The sequence below is a fragment of the Kytococcus sedentarius DSM 20547 genome, from assembly GCF_000023925.1.
GTDB lineage: Bacteria > Actinomycetota > Actinomycetes > Actinomycetales > Dermatophilaceae > Kytococcus > Kytococcus sedentarius.
On sequence record NC_013169.1, the window covers coordinates 165,547 to 183,770 of the forward strand.

Consider the following 18,224-nt stretch of genomic DNA (forward strand, 5'->3'; position numbering starts at 1 on the left):
GCGTATCCTGTGGGAGTGTCCGAGCCTGTCCAGAACGCCCTGCTGATCACCGCCGTCGTCTGCGCGGTGCTGGCCCTGCTGATCGGACTGTGGCTGGCCTTCCACGTTACGTCCCTGCGCCGCCAGCGGTTCATCTCCGCCCGGGTCCTGGCCGGGGCGGGTGCGGGCGACGGGCAGGGCCCGCAGCGCCGCTCGATGGCGAGCCGCCAGGGCGAACAGCGCCGCTACACCGCCCCTGCCGTCCGCACGGGCGTCGACTCGGTGACCATGAAGCGCGCCCTGGACCGTGCCGCCAGCCGCCAGGAGAAGTCCCTCGCCAAGATGCGCCAGGAGATCGACCGCACCCGCGCGCAGGTCCGCGAGGAGCTCGAGCGCACGAGCCGCCAGGTCAAGGAGGTCTCGCAGGGCTTCGACCGCGTCCAGCAGCAGGCCAGCAGCGACACCCAGGCCATCCGCCAGGTCTCCACGGACGCCACGCAGAACCTCCAGCGCATGACCACCGACGTCGCCTCCCTGGACGAGCGCCTGGTGGCCCTGCAGCAGCAGGTCGCGGCCGCCGAGGAGCGCCTGCAGAGCGCGGGGCTGGAGGAGCTGGGCGCCGCCCAGCGGCAGCTGGACGAGTGGCGCCAGACGGTCTCCCAGGAGCTGGACGAGGCCACCTCGCACCGCGCCACCCTGGCGGAGCAGGCCGCCTCCGACCGCACGCTGCTCGACACCATCGACCGGGGCCTGGGGGGCGTCGCCGGCGTCGTCGACGAGCTGCGCCGCGACACCTCCACGATGCAGGAGCGCGCCACCTCCCTGGACGAGCGCCTGGTGGCCCTGCAGCAGCAGGTCGCGGCCGCCGAGGAGCGCCTGCAGAGCACGGGCGCGGGGCTGGAGGAGCTGGGCGCCGCCCAGCGGCAGCTGGACGAGTGGCGCCAGACGGTCTCCCAGGAGCTGGACGAGGCCACCTCGCACCGCGCCACCCTGGCGGAGCAGGCCGCCTCCGACCGCACGCTGCTCGACACCATCGACCGGGGCCTGGGGGGCGTCGCCGGCGTCGTCGACGAGCTGCGCCGCGACACCTCCACGATGCAGGAGCGCGCCACCTCCCTGGACGAGCGCCTGGCCACCCTGGTGGGCACCACCGACACCCAGGCCCAGCGCGTCGAGCAGCTCGAGACGGGCGCCACGCAGCTCGGCGAGCGCACCGCGGGGCTCGACAGTGCCCTGCGCGCCCTCTCCGAGAGCGGCGACGACCTCGACCGCCGCCTCAAGAAGCTGGAGCACACCAGCGAGTCCGCCCTCACCGAGGTCGCCCTGGTGCGCTACGACGCCTTCGGGGACATGGGGGGCCGCATGTCCTTCTCCGTCGCGATGCTGGACGGCGTCGGGGACGGGCTCATCATCACCAGCCTCAACGGCCGGTCGCACTCGCAGACCTACGCGAAGTCCGTCACCGAGGGGCGCGGCACCACGCGGCTCACGGCCGAGGAGGAGCAGGCCGTCGCCGCCGCGCGGGGCGTGGAGACCACCAACGCCCCCGAGCAGGCCGTGCGCCCGCTGCGTCAGCGTCGCTGACCGGTTCGCCCCCGATGGGGTGAGCTCGCCTCCGCGGCCGCGTCACCCGGGTGCTCACCCGGGTGACGCGGCCGCCGACGGCCCCACACCGGCCCGCCTCAGGCCGCGGAGCCCGCCCGCCGGGCCCCGCGTTGGCCCTCGGGTCGCACCCGCACGGTCAGCGCCTCGGGCACGATCCGCCCGGCGATGCGCGTCACGTAGCCGACGCCGTCGCCGTCCACCTGGGCGCGGGTGGGCGTGGCGAGCTGCACGTCCACCTGGGTGCCCTGGTGGTAGGAGACGTTGCCGCCGCCCACCGAGCCGCGGGTGACCATGCCGGCCACGACCCCGGCCCACCCGGTGATGCCGCGCGGCGCCACCACGAGGGTGTCCAGCTGTCCGTCGTCGATGCGGGCCTCGGGCAGCACCGCCACCCCTCCCTGCAGCTTGCCGACGTTGCCGAACAGCACGCTGCGGATCTTCTTGTGCACCGGCTCGTCCTCGCCGGTGCGGATGCTGGCGGGCACCGGGGTGTCGTAGCCCAGCAGCACCGCGGAGCGTGCGTAGGCCATCCAGCCGAAGCGCTTCTTCACCTCGTCGTCGGTGGACTCCATGACGTCGGCATCCATGCCCACCCCGCCCATCACCAGGAAGTACTCCTCGTGGGTCTCGCCGTCGGTGTCCCAGTAGCGCACCTGGCCCACGTCCACCCGCCGGTCGGCGCCGGTGAGGGCGAGGTTCAGGGCGTCCTCGCGGGAGGTCACGGGCAGGTCGAGATTGCGGGCCAGCAGGTTGCCCGTGCCGCCGGGCACCAGGCCGAGCGGCACCTTGGTCCCCACCAACTGGCTGGCCACGGTCCGCACGGTGCCGTCCCCGCCGATGGGGACCACCAGGTCGCAGCCGGCGTCCAGCACCTCGCGGGCCTGACCGGCGCCGGGGTCCTCCTCGGTGGTCTCGAGCCAGAGCGGCTCGTCCCACCCGTTCTCGGCGCAGATCCGCTCCATCTGGCGGCGGACGTCGTCCACGTCGTCGAACTTGATGGGGTTGATGACGAAGCCCGCCCGCTGGCGGCCGACCCCATCGCGTCCGGTGGCCTCTGCAGTGGTGGGCATGCCCCTACGGTACGCGGCCGCCGTCTCGTAGGCTGGGCAGCGTGATCGACATCCGAGAGCTCCGTGCCAACCCCGACGCCGTGCGCGCCAGCCAGCGCACCCGAGGTGAGGACGAGTCCGTGGTGGACCGCGTGCTCGAGGTCGAGGCCCGCTCTCGCTCCAAGCAGGCGGAGTTCGAGTCCCTCCGCGCCGAGCAGAAGACCTTCGGCAAGACCATCGCCCAGGCGCCGGCCGACCAGAAGGCCGAGCTGGCCGCGCAGGGCAAGGAGATGGCCGCCCGCGTCAAGGCGCTGGAGGCCGAGGCCGGGGAGCTGGCCGCGGAGGCCGACCGCCTGCTGCGCACCATCGGCAACGTCGTGAAGCCGCAGGTGCCCGCTGGGGGCGAGGACGACTTCGAGGTGCTGGAGGAGGTCGGCACCCCCCGCGACTTCGCGGCCGAGGGATTCGAGCCCCGGGACCACCTGGAGCTCGGCGAGCTGCTGGGCGCCATCGACATGGAGCGCGGCGCCAAGGTCTCCGGCTCGCGCTTCTACTTCCTCACCGGCATCGGCGCCCGCCTCGAGCTGGCGATGATGAACATGGCCCTGGACCTCGCCCTGAAGAACGGCTTCACCCCGATGATCACCCCGTCGCTGGTGAACCCGGACGTGATGGCCGGCGCCGGCTTCCTCGACAGCCATGCCGATGAGGTGTACCACCTGGAGGCCGACGACCAGTACCTCGTGGGCACCTCCGAGGTCGCCCTGGCCGGCTACCACGCCGACGAGATCCTCGACCTCGCCGACGGGCCGCGCCGCTACGCCGGCTGGTCCACCTGCTACCGCCGCGAGGCCGGCAGCCACGGCAAGGACACCCGCGGCATCATCCGCGTGCACCAGTTCACCAAGCTGGAGATGTTCATCTACTGCACGGCCGAGGAGGCCGAGACGGAGCACGAACGCCTGCTGGCCCTGGAGAAGGAGATGCTCGGCGCGATGGAGCTGCCCTACCGCGTGATCGACGTGGCCGCGGGTGACCTGGGTGGCCCGGCGGCGCGGAAGTTCGACTGCGAGGCCTGGGTGCCCACGCAGGGCAAGCACCGCGAGCTGACCTCTACCTCCAACTGCACCACCTTCCAGGCCCGTCGCCTGCGCACGCGGGAGCGCGTGGCCGGTGGCAAGGGCACACAGGTGGTGGCCACGCTCAACGGCACGCTCGCCACGACCCGCTGGCTGGTGGCCATCCTGGAGAACCACCAGCTCCCCGACGGGTCGGTGCGCGTGCCCGAGGCGTTGCGGCCGTACCTGGGTGGCCTCGAGGTCATCGAGCCCGTCGGCCGATGACCGGCGCCACCCGCCCGCTGATGGTCTGCCTCGACCTGGACGGCACCACCATCGACTACGACAGCGTGCTGCACCCCGAGGTGCGCGATGCGGTGCTGGCCACCTCGGCGGCCGGCCACACCGTGCTCATCGCGACCGGCCGCACGCTCATGGCCACCCTGCCGCTGGCCCGTGAGCTGGAGCTGACCACCGGCTACCTGGTGTGCTCCAACGGCGCGGTGGTGGTGCGCCTGCACCCGGAGCTGCCGGACGGCCACGAGATCGTCGAGAAGGTGACCTTCGACCCGGGACCGGCGCTGGCACTGCTGCGCGAGCACCTGCCGGGGGCCTTCGTGGCGGCCGAGGTGATCGGGGTGGGTCACCGCATCAGCGAGGGCTTCCCCCAGGACCTGCTCCAGGGCGAGCTGACCCTGGCCAGCTGGGAGGAGCTGGGCTCCGAGCCGGTCACCCGCCTGACCTTCCACGACCCCGGCGGCACCGAGCAGGAGTTCCTCGACGCGATCGACGACATCGGCCTGCACGGGGTGAACTACTCGGTGGGTTACACGGCGTGGCTGGACCTGGCGCCCGAGGGCGTCTCGAAGGCCTCCGCGCTGGAGGGTGTGCGCCGCTGGCTGGGGGTGGAGCCGGGCGACACCTTGGCCGTCGGTGACCAGCGCAACGACCTGGAGATGCTCGACTGGGCCGCCCGGGGCGTGGCGATGGGGCAAGCGCCCGCCGAGGTGCTCGCGGCCGCCGACGAGGTGACCGGGCACGTGGACGACCACGGCCTGGCCCAGGTGCTGCGCTCGCTGGAGGGTGTCGAGGCGGTGCTGGACCGGTGAGCCCGGCCCCACTGCACATCAGCAGCCCGGCGAACCCCCGCATCAAGGCGCTGCGTGAGTTGCGGCGCCGTCGGGCCCGTGAGGCCACCGGCAGCACGCTGGTGGAGGGCTACGAGGAGCTGCAGATCGCCCTGGCCGGCGGCGTGCGCCCGCGGGAGCTGTACCTCTGTGAGGAGCTGATGGCCGACCCCGCGGCCCAGCAGGACGTGGTGGAGCTGGCCTCGCAGCGGGGGGCCGGCATCGTCACGCTGAGCCGGGCCGTCTTCGAGAAGGCGGCCTACCGGGAGGGGCCCGACGGCTTCCTGGCCGTCGTGCCCACCCCCGGGGTGGCGCTGGCCGACCTGCCACAGCCGGACGGGCCGGGGCTGTACGTGGTGGCCGAGCACCTGGAGAAGCCGGGCAACCTGGGCGCCATCCTGCGCACGGCGGACGCGGCGGGGGTCGATGCGGTGATCGCGGCCGACCCGGTGACCGACTGGGGCAACCCGAACGTGGTGCGCGGCTCGAAGGGGACGGTGTTCTCGGTGCCGGTGGCCACCGCACCGACTCCCGAGGTGCTGGACTTCCTGGCCGGGCGCGGGATGACGCTGGTGGCGACCACGCCGCACACCGAGGTGCTGCACACGCAGGTGGACCTGACCGGCCCCGTCGCGATCGCGGTCGGGGCGGAGAAGACGGGGCTCACCGCATCGGCGCTGGAGGGCGCGACCCACCGGGTGAGGATCCCGATGGTGGGTCGCGCGAACTCGCTCAACGTCGCCACGAGCGCGGCGATCGTGGTCTACGAGGCGGTGCGGCAGCGGCTCGGCTGAGTCCCGTTCGGCGCGTGGACAGGCCGATGTCGGACCCTGCCGCCGCCCGTGCGACGATGGCGCCATGCGTATTGACCACGTCTCCTTCGCTGCTGGCCCCGAGGGTCTGGACGCCGCTGCCGCGCGTCTGGGAGAGGCCCTCGGCATCGAGGTCGTCGACGGTGGGAACCACCCCCGATTCGGCACCCGCAACATGGTGCTGCCTCTGGCCGACGGCCGGTGGGTGGAGGTCGTGGAGCCGTTGGAGCACCCGGTGACGGACAAGGTGCCCTTCGGCCAGGCCGTGAAGGCGCGCAGCGAGGCCGGTGGTGGCTGGCTCGGCTGGGTGGTGGCGATGGACGACCTGTCACCGGTGGAGGAGCGGCTGGGGCGTGACTCCGTGCTGGGCAACCGCCACCGTCCGGACGGCACGGAGCTGACTTGGCGCCAGATCGGCGTGAAGGGCCTCATCGCCGACCCGCAGCTGCCCTTCTTCCTGCGCTGGGACGAGGGTCAGAAGCACCCCTCCGAGGTGGGCCCCTCGACCGCGACGCTGGCCAGTCTGCAGGTGGCCGGTGACCCCGGCCGGGTGCGGGACTGGCTGGGCCTGTCCGGCGAGCCGGGCACCGACCGTGAGGACTGGGAGCCGGAGGTGAGCTTCGACTTCGTGGCCCCCAACGGCACCCCGGGCCTGCTCTCGGTGACCTTCCAGACGCAGAACGGTCCCGTCACCGTCTGAGGCGGTTCTCCCGCAGCCCTGGTGGATGGGGGCGCGGGCTCACACCCGCGTGCCGGTACCCACGCTGACGCGGTGGCTGCCCAGCAGCACCCCGGCCAGCGGCACCAGCGAGAGCGCCGCAGCACCCACCGGCGGCACCCACCCCGCCACCACGACCACCACCGCGATCGCGTGGTACGCGGCCGCCAGCATCACGTTCTGACCCACCACCGCGCCGGTGTGGCGGGTGAGGCTCACCGCATCGGCGATGGCGGCCATCTCCGGCCGCACGGTCTCCACCTGGGCCAGGACACGGTTGTCCTCGTCGGCCCACACGGGGGCGATCACCAGGTCGGCGTGCACCGCCGCCTCGTCGGGGGTGTCACGGGTCAGCAGCGCCACCCGGTGCCCCTCGTCGAGCATCTCCTGCACCAGGGCCACCCGCCCGGCATCGTCCAGCCCGCCGGTCACCTCCGAGGCGTGCACCCCCACCCGCTCTGCCATGCGACGGGCCACGGCGGCCGGCTCGGCGCACATGAGGTGCGGCACCACATCGGCCCGCAGCAGGCGCTGCACCTCCTCGGACGCGCCGGGGCGCAACCGGTCGCGGAAGCGCAGCATGGCCGTGGGGCGCCCGCCCCAGCCCACGTAGGTCACGATCGCGTCGTCGTCCGGCTCGGGGCGCAGGCTGGGGGGGATGGAGTCGAACAGGTCCTCGGTGCCCAGCGTCACCTCCACGTCCTTGATGCGGGCCGTCATCCCCGCCCCCCGCAGGGTGCGGTCGCTGATGGGGCGGGGCGTCATCGACCGTGCGCGGGCAGCGCTGGACAGGGCCCGCGCGATGGGTCCCTCGGCGTCCTGCGCGACGGACACCGCGGCCAGCAGCGCGGCATCGGGGTCCAGACCCGGCATCGGCAGGACCTCCACCAGCCGTGGGTGGCCGGTGGCGATGGCCGAGGAGGGGTCCACCAGGGCGAGGTCGATGTCGCGCGCCGATTGCAACGGACGGGCGCCCTTCATGCGTAGCCCCAGCAGCGCGCCGCGCAGGGTCGCGGCGCGCAGGGCCGTGGGCACGGCCGCCAGCACGGCGGCGGGGGAGGCCGCCAGCAGGACGGCGGTGGCCACCCGGGCGCCGGCGCCCGCATCGGTCAGCAGTCCGTGGGCCAGGCCGGCCACGGTGGCGACGCCGAGCACCAGCGGCACGGCCCACCAGGCGGCCTTGTCGGTGGTGCGCTGGATGGGCAGGCGCGGCACACCCTCCCGGTAGCGCGCGGGAGCACCGGCCCGCACCGGGGCGTCGGGGGCCGGGGGGACCGGCAGCACCGGCCCGGACGGTTGCCGCAGGGCCGCCTGGGCGGGGCGCAGCACGCGTGCGATGGCGGTGTCGTCCCCCGCGCGCACGACGGTCCCCACCAGGGCGTTGCGCGGCACGGCGCCGGCCACCACCACGTCGCCGGGGATCACCGGGTGGGCGTCCGCGCGGTGGGTGAGGCGTTGCAGGGTCACCAGGCCCTCGCCGTCGGTGACCAGCAGATCGGCTGGGACCACCGCGCCGGCCGGGACGAGCACCTCGTCGCCGGGCTCCAGCGATGCCCGCGGCACCGTGGTGCGGCGACGGGCGCCCCCGGACTCCACGATGCGGGTGGCCGTCACCCCCAGCGTGCGCCGCATCCGCAGCAGGCGCACGAGCAGTCGGCCGCGGGCCCAGCGCACGGCCCACGGCACCACGGCCAGCACGGCCGCGGCGGCGGTGGTGCCCACGAAGGCCGTGGTGTGACCCGTGGTGGCGAGCTCGGCGATGCCGTGCACGGCCGAGAGCACGCCGGCCGCCACCGGTAGCCACAGCACCGAGCGCCACGAGGCCCGCAGGTCCGCCACGGCGTGGGGGGCGGCCAGCGCCCACGCTCCCAGGGCCGGGATGGCCGTGAGCACCGCCGGGGCAGGGCCGGCCTCCACCAGGAACGCGGCCGCCAGTGCCACCAGTGTGAGCAGGACCGTGGCCACCGCGGCGAACACGCCGCGGTCCGTGGACCGGCGGGTGGTGGGCGCACGCTCGTCGGTCCGGGGCGTGGACGAGTTCCCGAGGACGTCGCGGGGGTCGGTCTCGGCTGCGGGGCGGGAGGACTCGGCCATGATGTGGCTACGGTACTTGGCCCACTCTCCTCGGCGCCGTGCGACCGGGTACCCGCCCCCGGGCCCCGCGAGCCCCCGGCCCCCGAGCACCCGGTACCCGGCGTCCCGGGTGCCCACGGGGTGGCGTGCTCCCCGTGTTTGAATGGCCCGCCGGTGGCCCGAGGGGGCGGTCACCCGCGCCCGACCAGCCCCCGACGGAGGTGCCCATGCCGGCCGACACGCTCGCGCCCGACCACGCCGACCACGCCGACCGCTCGGAGTCCACGGTGCGCTCCGGCGCGCAGGTGGCGGTCTTCGCCGCCCTCATCGCCGCCCTGGCCGTAGTGCCGGGGCTGCTGATCTTCGGTGGCTCGGTCCCGGTGACCCTGCAGACGCTGGGGGTGACGCTGGCGGCGCTGGCGCTCGGCCCGTGGGCGGGTGCCGCGGCGGTGCTCATCTACCTGGCGCTCATCGCCATCGGTCTGCCCGTGGGTAGCGGCGGCGCCGGCGGCCTGGGTGTGCTGACCGGCCCCACCGGCGGCTACCTGGTGGGCTTCGTGCTGGGCGCCGTGGTGATCGGCGCGCTGGCCCGGCTCGCGATGCGCCGCGGCGGCCGGATGGTGGGTCTGTGGCTCTTCGTCGCCGGCCTGGCCGGCCTACCGGTGTTCTACGCCGTGGGGGTGCCGTGGCTGAAGTTCGCCACCGGCATGCCCTGGGGCTCCGCCTGGCAGCTGGGCGCCGCGGTATTCGTGCCCGGCGACCTGCTGAAGGCCGGGTTGGCCGCGGTCATCATCGCCGCGGTGGCCCGCGCCCTGCCCGACACCCTGCCGTCGGACCGCTGAGCGCACCCGAGACCGTGTCCGGCCCGGGCCCCGTGATCCGCTTCGAGGACGTGAGCCTCACCCGGCAGGGCCGCACCGCACTCGAGGGGGTGAGCCTGACCCTCACCGAGCCGCGCGTCGCCCTCATCGGCGCCAACGGGTCGGGCAAGTCCACGCTGGCGCGCTGCATCATCGGTTTGGACAAACCGACCGCCGGGCGGGTGGAGGTCAACGGTCTCGACGTGCGGCGCCAGGCCAGGGTGGTGCGGCGCGAGGTGGGCTTCCTGTTCAGTGACCCCGACCACCAGATCGTCATGCCCACCGTGCGCGAGGACCTGGAGTTCTCCGCCGGGCGGCGTGGGTGGTCGGCGGCGCAGCGGGCCGATGCGGTGGACGCCGCCCTGGTGCGCGCCGGGCTCGAGGGGCACGCGGACCACCCCTGCCACCTGCTCTCCGGCGGGCAGAAGCAGCTGCTGGCGCTCGCGGCAGTGCTGATGGCCGGGCCGAGCGTCCTGGTGGCCGACGAGCCGACCACCCTGTTGGACCTGCGCAACCGCCGCCGGGTGGCCGCAGAGTTGATGGCCCTGGAGCAGCAGGTGGTGCTCGTGACGCACCACCTGGACCTCATCGAGGGGGTGGACCGCGTCGTCGTGCTCGATGAGGGGCGCGTGGTGTGCGACGACCGCCCGGAGGTCTCGATTCCCTTCTACGAGCGGCTGATGGCGTGAGCGCCATCGGCGTCGCGGTGCCGGGGGACTCGTGGCTGCACCGGTTGCCTGCGGGGTGGAAGGTCGGCGGGTTGGCGGTCGCGACGCTGGGCATGTACCTGCTGGGGGACTGGCGGGCGGCGCTGGGTGCGTTCGCGGTGTCCTTGCTGGTGCTGGCCTCGGCACGGCTGCCGTGGGAGGCCGTGCGCCTGCCCCTGCGGATGGTGCTGCTGCTCACCGTGGTGCTCGGTGTGGTGCAGTGGGCGTTCGTCGACGCCGAGCACGCCCTGCGCGCGGCCGGGCGGGTGGGCAGCGCCATCGTGCTGGCGTGGACGGTCTCGCTGACCACTCCGGTGGGCGCGATGATGCGGGTGCTGCAGGCGGTGCTGTCGCCGTTGCGGCGGTTGGGGGTGGACACCGACCACTGGGGGCTGGTGGTGTCGATGGCGGTGCGCTCGGTACCGCTCATGGTGGCCGCGGCGCAGTCCACCAACGAGGCCCGCATCGCCCGCGGGCGGGGGTTGAGCGTGACGAGCTTCGCGATCCCCCTGGTCGTGCGGGCGCTGCGGGCCGCCGAGATGCTGGGGGACGCCCTGCTGGCCCGCGGCTACGAGCCGCAGGGGCGGCAGGGGAAGCGCCGGGGCTGAGGGGCGGCCTCACGGCCGCGCGGACCAGGGCTCGACGGTGCCCACGACGGTGCGGGCCGCGCGGCGGCGCCAGGCCTCCAGCACCCCGGCAGCGATCTCGGTGTTCGTCAGCCAGCGGGAGCGGCCACCCTCGGCGACGAAGCCGAGCACCACGGTGCGGTAACCCTCCCCGGCCCAGCCGGGCGTGGGGTGCGGGCGGGACGGGTCGGCGCTCGCGCTGCCCAGGACGTGGAGGAACGACCCGCTGACGTGGCGGGCTACCACCTCCGGGGCGTGCGGTGCGGAGGAGTGGGCCCACACGAGGGCGCCGTCGAAGAGGCCGTCCTCCTGCGTCACGGCCACGAGGGCGGCGTCCAGCGCCGCGGCGTCGCCGTAGTCCACGAGCAGCGGGTGCAGGCGCGGGTGCTCCAGCGCCGGGGCGCGCCGGGCGAGCACCCACAGCTCGTGCCCGTCGGCCAGGAGCCCCTCGACCGTGCTGAGCAGCATCCCGGTGCCGCCGACGACGAGGACCCTCATGCAACCTCCTGGGTGGCGTTGTCTGTGGCGGCAGTTTTCCAGACAGGGGCGGCCGTGTGTCCCCACGGGTAGCGGCTCTTTCCGGGGTGAGCAGCACTGGCCGCACCGGGTGCGCCCGCACGAACCAGCCTGCCCTGAAGCTACGTTTCAGGCTCCGGGACGGCTGGTCTTGACACTGGGTGGCTGAGAATGGCGGACATGATGATGCGCATGGTGGATCAGTCTGCGGATGTGCCGTTCATGAGGGCCAGAACCGCCGGCATCGCGCGCGGGCCCGGTCCCTCTGCGCGGCGTTCGTCCTCCGGGTTGCGCAGCGGGCACGTGTCCAGCGAGAGGCAGCCACACGCGATGCACCCGTCCAGACGGTCGCGCAGCTCACCGAGGGCGGCGATCCGCTCCTCGAGCGTCTCGCGCCACATCGCCGAGAGGTCCTGCCACTCCTCGCGAGTCAGGGCCCGGTCCGTGGGCACCGAGGCGAACCCGGCGCGGATCTCCGACAGCGACAGGCCGATGGCCTGTGCGCTCCGGATGACCGCCAGGCGACGCAGCACGTGTCGCTGGTAGATCCGACGGTTCGTGGCGGTCCGCTCGGCCTTGATGAGCCCGCGTGCCTCGTAGAAGCGCAGCGCCGACGCGCTCACACCTGAACGCCGGACCACCTCAGACATCGTCAGCTCGTCATGGGGAGTGATCACCGCCCGATCCTCACTGGTTCCTGAGTTGAGTTCAACCTAGGTTGAACACTGAGCCTCCGGGCATGCGCACCCGCACCCGCCCCAACCGGGAAGAAGCACTCCTGCTGACCGCCACGGCCTTCTCCGGGCTGGGGGACGCCATCGCCGGCCTCGCGTTCACCGTGCTCGCCTACCAGCTCACGCAGTCAGCGGCCTGGACGGCAGGAATCGCAGCCGTCCAGGTCGCACCGCGGCTCCTCTTCGGCATGGTGGGCGGAGCCCTGAGCGGGTGGCGGAGTGCCCGGTGCAGATCGAGACCACCCTCGAGGCCGTGCACCCGGTCGTCGAGGGGGCGGCCTCGTTCCACGTCCGGGTGCACCGGGTGCACGTCGCCGGGGATCTCGTCACCCCGCAGGGTCGGGGTCAAGTCCCGGGAAGTGGTGTAGCGATCCTTCGTTGATTGGTCAGGCGGTCAGGGCGGGCAGGGAACTGGTGGTGACCTCCTCGGTGTTGGTGTTGGTGTCGGGGACGAGGTTGAGGCGGCACCGGGCGAGGACGTCGAGGCCGAGATACCGTCGTCCTTCGGCCCACTCGTCGGTCTGCTCGGCCAGGACCGCGCCGACGAGACGGACGATCGCCTCGCGGGTGGGGAAGATGCCCACGGAGTCGGTGCGGCGGCGGATCTCCTTGTTCAAACGCTCGGTGGGATTGTTCGACCAGATCTGCACCCACACGTCCTTGGGGAACGCGGTGAACGCGAGGAGGTCCGCGCGGGCGGCGTCGAGGTGCTCGGCCACGGCCGGGAGCTTCTCACTGACGTAGTCCAGCAGCCGGTCGAACTGCGCGTTCACCGCTGCTGCATCGGGCTGGTCATAGACGCTGTGCAGCATCGCCTTGACCGCCGGCCACATGCTCTTGGGCGTCACGGCCATGAGGTTCGCTGCGTAGTGGGTGCGGCACCGCTGCCAGGCCGCGCCGGGCAGGTGCGCAGCGATCGCTTCGACCAGGCCCGCATGCGCGTCACTGGTGACCAGGCGGACCCCGGCGAGGCCGCGGGCGACGAGGTCGGCGAAGAAGCTGTTCCACGCTGCTCCCGTCTCGCTGGTCGCGACCCGCATGCCGAGCACCTCGCGGTGCCCGTCACCGTTCACGCCGATGGCCAGCAGGACGACGGCGTTGATGACCCGGCCGCCCTCGCGGACCTTCATCGTCAGGGCATCTGCGGAGACGAACGTGAAGGGGCCGGCCTCGTCCAGGGGGCGGTGGCGGAACTGTTCGACGTGCTCGTCCAGCGACTCCGCCATCCTGCTGACCTGCGACTTCGACAGGCTGTTGATGCCGAGGGTCTTCACGAGCTTATCCATCCGGCGGGTGGAGACACCGGCGAGGTAGCAGTCGGCGACGACCGTGACCAGGGCGGACTCGGCGCGCTTGCGGCGCTCGAGCAGCCACTCGGGGAAGTAGGTGCCGGAGCGGAGCTTGGGGACGGCGACGTCGATCGTGCCGACGCGGGTGTCGAGGTCGCGGTGGCGGTAGCCGTTGCGCTGCGCAGAACGGCCAGCGCTGGGCCGGCCGTACTCCGCGCCGGCAACAGCGTCCGCGTCCGCGGAGAGCAAGGCATTGATCACGTCCTGCAGCAGGCTGCGCATCAGATCCGGGGACGCCTCGGCCAAGGCTTCACCAAGCAGGCCGGAAGGGTCGACAATGTGAGGAGCGGTCATCGTGATGACTCCGTTCGAGAGTGCTGTGAGAGGTTCACTCGAAGGATCACACGGTGGCCGCGCCCACGTCCGCGACGATCACGACGGGGCCACCGCGCTACACCACTATGCGGGACTCAACTGGGTCGGGTCGACACGACCCGCTGGGTGCCGCTCTTCTACACCTTCCGCCACTACTTCGGGCAGGGCCAGGAGGTGGGGCGGAACTTCCGGGCGGAGATCGATGGAGCCACCGCTGCGTGACACATACCTTCCGCATCCGGAAGACATGTGTCACGGAGTCAAGCTGATGGTGCGGCGGCGGAGCGGGTCTGGTCCGAGGCGGCCGAAGGGCGCTCGCTCACACTCCCCGCACTGCCCACCGGGCTCGGGGGTCCTTGGCGGACTCGCCCTCCCAGCTCACGAGGCCCTCCTCACGGAGACGGTGCAGGTGCCGCAGCACGGTGGGGCGGCTCCGGCCCGTCAGCTCGGCAACCTGGCCCGTCCCCAGCGGCCGACCCGCGAGCCGCATCGCGTCCAACGTGGCCAAGGCACCCTTCCCGACAGCAGACCGGACCGCTTCCGGGACGGAATCCGCCGAGGAGAGCACCAGGCGAACCGCCGACGGGGACTGGGTGTAGAGCGGATCCGTGAGGCCACGGCGCCGCATCTCGACGAACATGCGGCGGATGCCCTCGCCCAGCTCCTGGGTGATCCCCAGATCGGCGCACACCCGGGCGATCCGGGGATTCCTCGCGTGCCGGCCGATGGACTGCGGATCGCTCGGGTCGGCGAGGCCGGGGAATCGTCCGGGGCTCGTGATCTCCATACGCGACGGGAAGATCTCCACCCGGACGTGGTCACCCGCGAGACTGTAGGACCGGTGCACGACCGCGTTGACCAGACCCTCGAGCCACACGTCTCGCGGGATGAGGGGCAGCGCCTCGAAACGTCCGCTCTCGGTGAGCGCGCGGCGAGCCGGCATCATCTGCGCGATGGTCCTCGTGGCCTGCTCGATCTGCTGGGGGAGGGGCCCCTCGCAGCGGATGTCGCCGTCAGCGGCCAGGGACTGCCCTGCACCGGTTCCCCGTTCGTCCTCCAGGTAGCGGAGCACTCGGACGTGCGCGTTGGGGTAGCGCTCCTGAGGGTGCTCCGAGAGGAGGAGGTATCCCGCCACGGTGACCTCCCCGCGAGGGGTCAGCAGGTTCCGCGCGCGCAGCAGCCCCTCGGGTGTGGAGGCGCCGAGAGTGGTTCGGTAGCTCTCGACCTGAGCGGGGTCCAGGTCCTCGAGGCCCGCTCCGCTGGGTGTGCCGTCGAAGGGTTCAGGGCCCCGGTCGTGCTCGAGCTCCTGCCGCTGGGTGAAGCGCAGGCGCACCGACTCGTCTCCGACGCGGAGGAAGCAGTCGCCCTTCGCCGTCTCGTGGACGCGCTGGGACGGGGCCACCCGGTAGACCAGGATCCTGGCACCCTGGGGATCCTGGAACTCCTCGACCTCGGCCCGTACGACCGGGACCGTGAAGTCCTGGGCCGCCTGGCGCAGGGGGTTGGCGCGGTCGTCCGCCACACCGTCCACCTGGCCCGCGTGCAGACCGACAGCCACGGTCCCGCCCTCGGCGTTGGCCAGAGCCACCAGAGTCTCGGCGAGATCACGGGGTGCGATGCGACCGGACTTCCGCTCGAACCACTGGTCCTCGCCTCGCGAGAGGAGAGCCGCGATCCGCTCGGCGCTCAAGGGTGACGAGGGAGGGGGTGGAACACTCACGAAACTACTCTAACGTTTTGAGAGTAGATGTGTGAGTGCTCCACACGCCCCGCCTCAGCGGAGGATGCCGAGCCACCTCAGCAGACCCCGCACCAGCCGAGCCATGGCGCTCATCGGCCGGCCTCGCTCGGGGTGACCAGGTGGTTCACCAGCTGGCTCGCCAGGCCGGTGTAGGTGGCCGGGGTGAGCGCCACCAGCCGCGCCTCGTCCTCGGCCGGCAGGCCGAGCCCGCGGATGAACTCGCGCATCGCGTCGCCGTCCACGCGGCGGCCGCGGGTGAGCTCCTTGAGGCGCTCGTAGGGCTGCTCCATGCCGGGCACTCCCTGGGCGGCCAGCGCCCGCATGGTCGACTGCACGGGCTCGCCGAGCACCTCCCAGTTCGCCTCCAGGTCGGCGGCCATCTGCTCGGGCGCGGCGTCCAGCCCGTCCAGGCCCTTGCGCACGTTGTCCAGCGCCAGCAGCGAGTGACCCAGCGCCACACCGATGTTCCGCTGCATGGAGGAGTCGGTGAGGTCACGCTGCAGGCGGCTGGTCACGAGCGTGGTGCCCAGCACGTCGAGCAGCGCGTTGCTCACCTCGAGGTTCGCCTCGGCGTTCTCGAAGCGGATGGGGTTCACCTTGTGCGGCATGGTCGAGGACCCGACCGTGCCCTGCCCGCGCACCTGGGCGAAGTACGCCATCGAGATGTACGTCCACACGTCGGTGCAGAGGTTGTGCAGCACGCGGTTGAAGCGCGCGATGTCCGCGTACACCTCGGCCTGCCAGTCGTGGCTCTCGATCTGCGTGGTCAGCGGGTTCCACGTCAGCCCCAGGTGCTCGACGAAGGTCCGCGACAGCTCCGGCCAGTCCGCGCCCGGCACCGCCACCACGTGAGCCCCGTAGGTGCCGGTCGCGCCGTTGATCTTGCCCAGATACTCCGCACCCTCGATGCGGCGGACCTGCCGCCCGAGCCGGTGGGCCAGCACCGCGAGCTCCTTGCCCATCGTGCTCGGGGTGGCGGTCTGCCCGTGGGTCCGCGAGAGCAGCGGCACGTCGCGCAGCTCGCGCGCCATCGCGGCCACCTGGTCGACCACGCCCGATGCGGCCGGCAGCCACACCTGCTGCACGGACCCCTGGATCATCAGCGCGTAGGCCAGGTTGTTGACGTCCTCGCTGGTGCACGCGAAGTGCACGAGCTCGGTGGTCCTGGCCACCTGCTCCTCACCACGGCCGGCGAGCACCTGCGCCAGGTGCTTCTTCAGGTGGTACTCCACGGCCTTGACGTCGTGGACCGTCTCCTTCTCGATCTCCGCCAGCGCCGTGATGTCGTCGCCGTCGAAGTCCTCCACGATGCGGCGCAGCCCCGCCCGCTCGGTGTCGTCGAGCGGCTCGATGCCGGCGAAGATCCGCGCGTCGGTCAGGTGCAGCAGCCACTCGACCTCCACGTGCAGCCGCATCCGGTTGAGCGCGGCCTCACTCAGGTGGTTGATGAGGGGAGCGGTCTGGCGGCGGTACCGCCCGTCCAGCGGGCCGAGCGCGAGGGCAGGCTGCAGCGTGGAGAGGTCGACCATGCTCACCGGCCCTGCTGCCATGTGGAGTAGGGGTCCAGGTTGTCGGTGTTCATGTCGGCCGGGATCTCGCCGCGCCCCAGCCACTCCTGCGTGGAGGTGGCGGTGACGCCGGGGGCCTGCTGGTCGCCGGACTCGTCCTCGTCCGGGGCGGGCCCCCCCGGCTCGTCGTGGTCCGACTCGTCGTCCGACCACGGGGCAGGTGCGACGTCCGGCACCTCGTCATCGGCGGGGAAGTCGGCCTCGGGGGGCTCGACGGTGCCGGGCTCCACGACGGTGCCCGCACCGGTGGCCGGCTGCACGTCGTCCCAGGTGTCGGAGGTGTCCTCGTCGCCGTCGGCCTCGTCGCCGTCGACCTCGTCGACCGCGAAGGGCCGGCCTCCGGAGCTGTCCGCGGGCAGCCGGTCGCTGCCGTCGGACCCGGGGCCCGTGAAGTCGGACAGGTGCTCGTGGTCCTGCACCTCGGTGGTCTCGTCCTCGTCCGCCGCAGCGTCGAGCTCGGCGTCGTGGCCCAGAACACCCTGGTCATCGGCCGGGTCGGCCTCGTCCTCGTGCGAGGAGGCGCCCTGCTCCTCGTAGCCGGGGAACGCGACGTCGTCGGGGTCCTCGGCCTCGATGCTGTGCAGTTCACCGGGGTCAGAGCTCGTGCCGGCCTCGATGTCGCTCGGGTCGTCCTGCTCGGCGCCCGTCTCGGCACCCTTCTCGGCGTCCTGGGCGGTGGTGTCGAGCACGTCCTGCTCGCGCAGCCCGGTGGAGCCGCTGAGGTCGCCCTCGTCCACGGTGCCGGCCTCGACCTCGGCGTCGCTGTCGGTCACCGAGCCCAGCGGACCGGAGGTGTCGCCCTCGGGGGCGGTGGTCGCGTCCGTGCCCACCAGCGCGTCGTCCCCGGCGTCGGCGGCCTCGTCCTCGCCCAGGGCGTGCGCGCCGGCCGTGGCGGCGGCGGCACCCGCGGTCGTGCCCGCCGCAGTGGCCGTGGTCGGGCCGTCGCTCTCCTGGTCGAACAGGTCGGTCGCCGGGTGCTCGGTGGCCTCGCGCTCGGTGGTGGTCTTCTCGCGGCTGGCGGCGCTCTTGCGGCGCGCGTCCTTGCCGGGCCGGTTCGCCCGGTCACGGTCGCGTCGGCGGTCCCGGTCGGCGGCCACGGCGCGGTCGTCGTCGGCGCGGTCGCCCTCGTCGGCGACCTCCGCGGCATCCTGGCCGCCGGCGTCGTAGCGAGAACCCTCCTCGTCGGGGAGGTACCCGTCGCCCTCATCGATCTCGGGGTGGTCCTGGCCACGGCCGGACAGGCGGTCCTGGACCGCTCCGCCCCGCGTCATGAACCAGACGATGCCCACCACCAGTCCCAGTAGCACGAGGGCCACGACCCACTCCAGTGCTCCCCATTCGCCCATGCGGGTTCCTCCAACGTCTGTCGAGTCGGTCGTTCGGTCCA

The 18,224-nt window shown here is 72.9% G+C and carries 16 protein-coding genes; 8 read left to right on the forward strand and 8 right to left on the reverse strand.

Annotated features, from left to right (window positions below; all coding sequences use genetic code 11):
- Positions 1–15 precede the first annotated feature (15 nt).
- Positions 16–1,563, forward strand: coding sequence for a DUF4446 family protein (locus KSED_RS15175; RefSeq protein WP_012801674.1), 1,548 nt, complete (start codon positions 16–18; stop codon positions 1,561–1,563).
- 98 nt (positions 1,564–1,661) lie between these two features.
- Here the strand turns inward: KSED_RS15175 and KSED_RS00810 are convergent, their stop codons facing one another.
- On the reverse strand, positions 1,662–2,654 hold the full coding sequence (locus tag KSED_RS00810) for a diacylglycerol/lipid kinase family protein (RefSeq protein WP_012801675.1): 993 nt from the start codon (positions 2,652–2,654) through the stop codon (positions 1,662–1,664).
- Positions 2,655–2,695: 41 nt separating this feature from the next.
- Here KSED_RS00810 and serS point away from each other — a divergent pair, with 41 nt between their 5' ends.
- The 4 genes from serS to KSED_RS00830 all read left to right on the forward strand — a co-directional run bounded on the left by serS (position 2,696) and on the right by KSED_RS00830 (position 6,330).
- Positions 2,696–3,976, forward strand: a complete 1,281-nt coding sequence (gene serS / locus KSED_RS00815; protein ID WP_012801676.1) for a serine--tRNA ligase — start codon at positions 2,696–2,698, stop codon at positions 3,974–3,976.
- Positions 3,973–4,800: an HAD family hydrolase gene (locus KSED_RS00820; protein WP_012801677.1), complete on the forward strand. Its 828-nt coding sequence runs from the start codon at positions 3,973–3,975 to the stop codon at positions 4,798–4,800. Before serS ends, KSED_RS00820 begins: the two co-directional genes overlap by 4 nt.
- A complete protein-coding gene (locus tag KSED_RS00825) occupies positions 4,797–5,612 on the forward strand; it encodes a TrmH family RNA methyltransferase (RefSeq protein ID WP_012801678.1) in 816 nt (271 codons plus the stop codon). The genes KSED_RS00820 and KSED_RS00825 overlap by 4 nt, the downstream gene beginning before the upstream one ends.
- A gap of 64 nt (positions 5,613–5,676) precedes the next feature.
- Entirely contained in the window at positions 5,677–6,330 is a 654-nt protein-coding gene (locus tag KSED_RS00830; protein ID WP_012801679.1) for a VOC family protein, read from the forward strand.
- 39 nt (positions 6,331–6,369) lie between these two features.
- On the opposite strand, the gene KSED_RS00835 is transcribed toward KSED_RS00830, so the two are convergent.
- Positions 6,370–8,442: a P-type ATPase actuator domain-containing protein gene (locus KSED_RS00835; protein ID WP_041290817.1), complete on the reverse strand. Its 2,073-nt coding sequence runs from the start codon at positions 8,440–8,442 to the stop codon at positions 6,370–6,372.
- A 206-nt stretch (positions 8,443–8,648) separates the two neighbouring features.
- Between KSED_RS00835 and KSED_RS00840 the strand changes: the two genes are divergently transcribed.
- The 3 genes from KSED_RS00840 to KSED_RS00850 are packed head-to-tail and all read left to right on the forward strand — an operon-like array spanning position 8,649 to position 10,596.
- Entirely contained in the window at positions 8,649–9,263 is a 615-nt protein-coding gene (locus tag KSED_RS00840; protein ID WP_012801681.1) for a biotin transporter BioY, read from the forward strand.
- Between the two features lie 50 nt (positions 9,264–9,313).
- Positions 9,314–9,970 carry an energy-coupling factor ABC transporter ATP-binding protein gene (locus KSED_RS00845; protein ID WP_041291032.1) on the forward strand — a complete coding sequence of 219 codons (657 nt, stop codon included), beginning with the start codon at positions 9,314–9,316 and terminating at the stop codon, positions 9,968–9,970.
- Positions 9,967–10,596, forward strand: coding sequence for an energy-coupling factor transporter transmembrane component T family protein (locus KSED_RS00850; RefSeq protein WP_012801683.1), 630 nt, complete (start codon positions 9,967–9,969; stop codon positions 10,594–10,596). The genes KSED_RS00845 and KSED_RS00850 overlap by 4 nt, the downstream gene beginning before the upstream one ends.
- A gap of 9 nt (positions 10,597–10,605) precedes the next feature.
- Here KSED_RS00850 and KSED_RS00855 read toward each other — a convergent pair whose 3' ends face one another.
- The 6 genes from KSED_RS00855 to KSED_RS00880 all read right to left on the reverse strand — a co-directional run bounded on the left by KSED_RS00855 (position 10,606) and on the right by KSED_RS00880 (position 18,183).
- The gene (locus KSED_RS00855; RefSeq protein WP_012801684.1) at positions 10,606–11,112 is read right to left on the reverse strand and encodes a short-chain dehydrogenase; all 507 of its coding nucleotides are present in this window, start codon (positions 11,110–11,112) and stop codon (positions 10,606–10,608) included.
- A gap of 218 nt (positions 11,113–11,330) precedes the next feature.
- Positions 11,331–11,807, reverse strand: a complete 477-nt coding sequence (gene soxR / locus KSED_RS00860) for a redox-sensitive transcriptional activator SoxR (protein WP_012801685.1) — start codon at positions 11,805–11,807, stop codon at positions 11,331–11,333.
- A gap of 443 nt (positions 11,808–12,250) precedes the next feature.
- The gene (locus tag KSED_RS00865; protein WP_012801687.1) at positions 12,251–13,507 is read right to left on the reverse strand and encodes an IS256 family transposase; all 1,257 of its coding nucleotides are present in this window, start codon (positions 13,505–13,507) and stop codon (positions 12,251–12,253) included.
- 340 nt (positions 13,508–13,847) lie between these two features.
- A complete protein-coding gene (locus KSED_RS00870) occupies positions 13,848–15,248 on the reverse strand; it encodes an ATP-binding protein (protein ID WP_198479772.1) in 1,401 nt (466 codons plus the stop codon).
- Positions 15,249–15,358: 110 nt separating this feature from the next.
- Entirely contained in the window at positions 15,359–16,798 is a 1,440-nt protein-coding gene (purB, locus tag KSED_RS00875) for an adenylosuccinate lyase (protein WP_041290818.1), read from the reverse strand.
- A 2-nt stretch (positions 16,799–16,800) separates the two neighbouring features.
- Complete coding sequence (locus KSED_RS00880) at positions 16,801–18,183, reverse strand: hypothetical protein (protein WP_012801690.1); 1,383 nt, start codon at positions 18,181–18,183, stop codon at positions 16,801–16,803.
- Between the last annotated feature and the right edge of the window lie 41 nt (positions 18,184–18,224).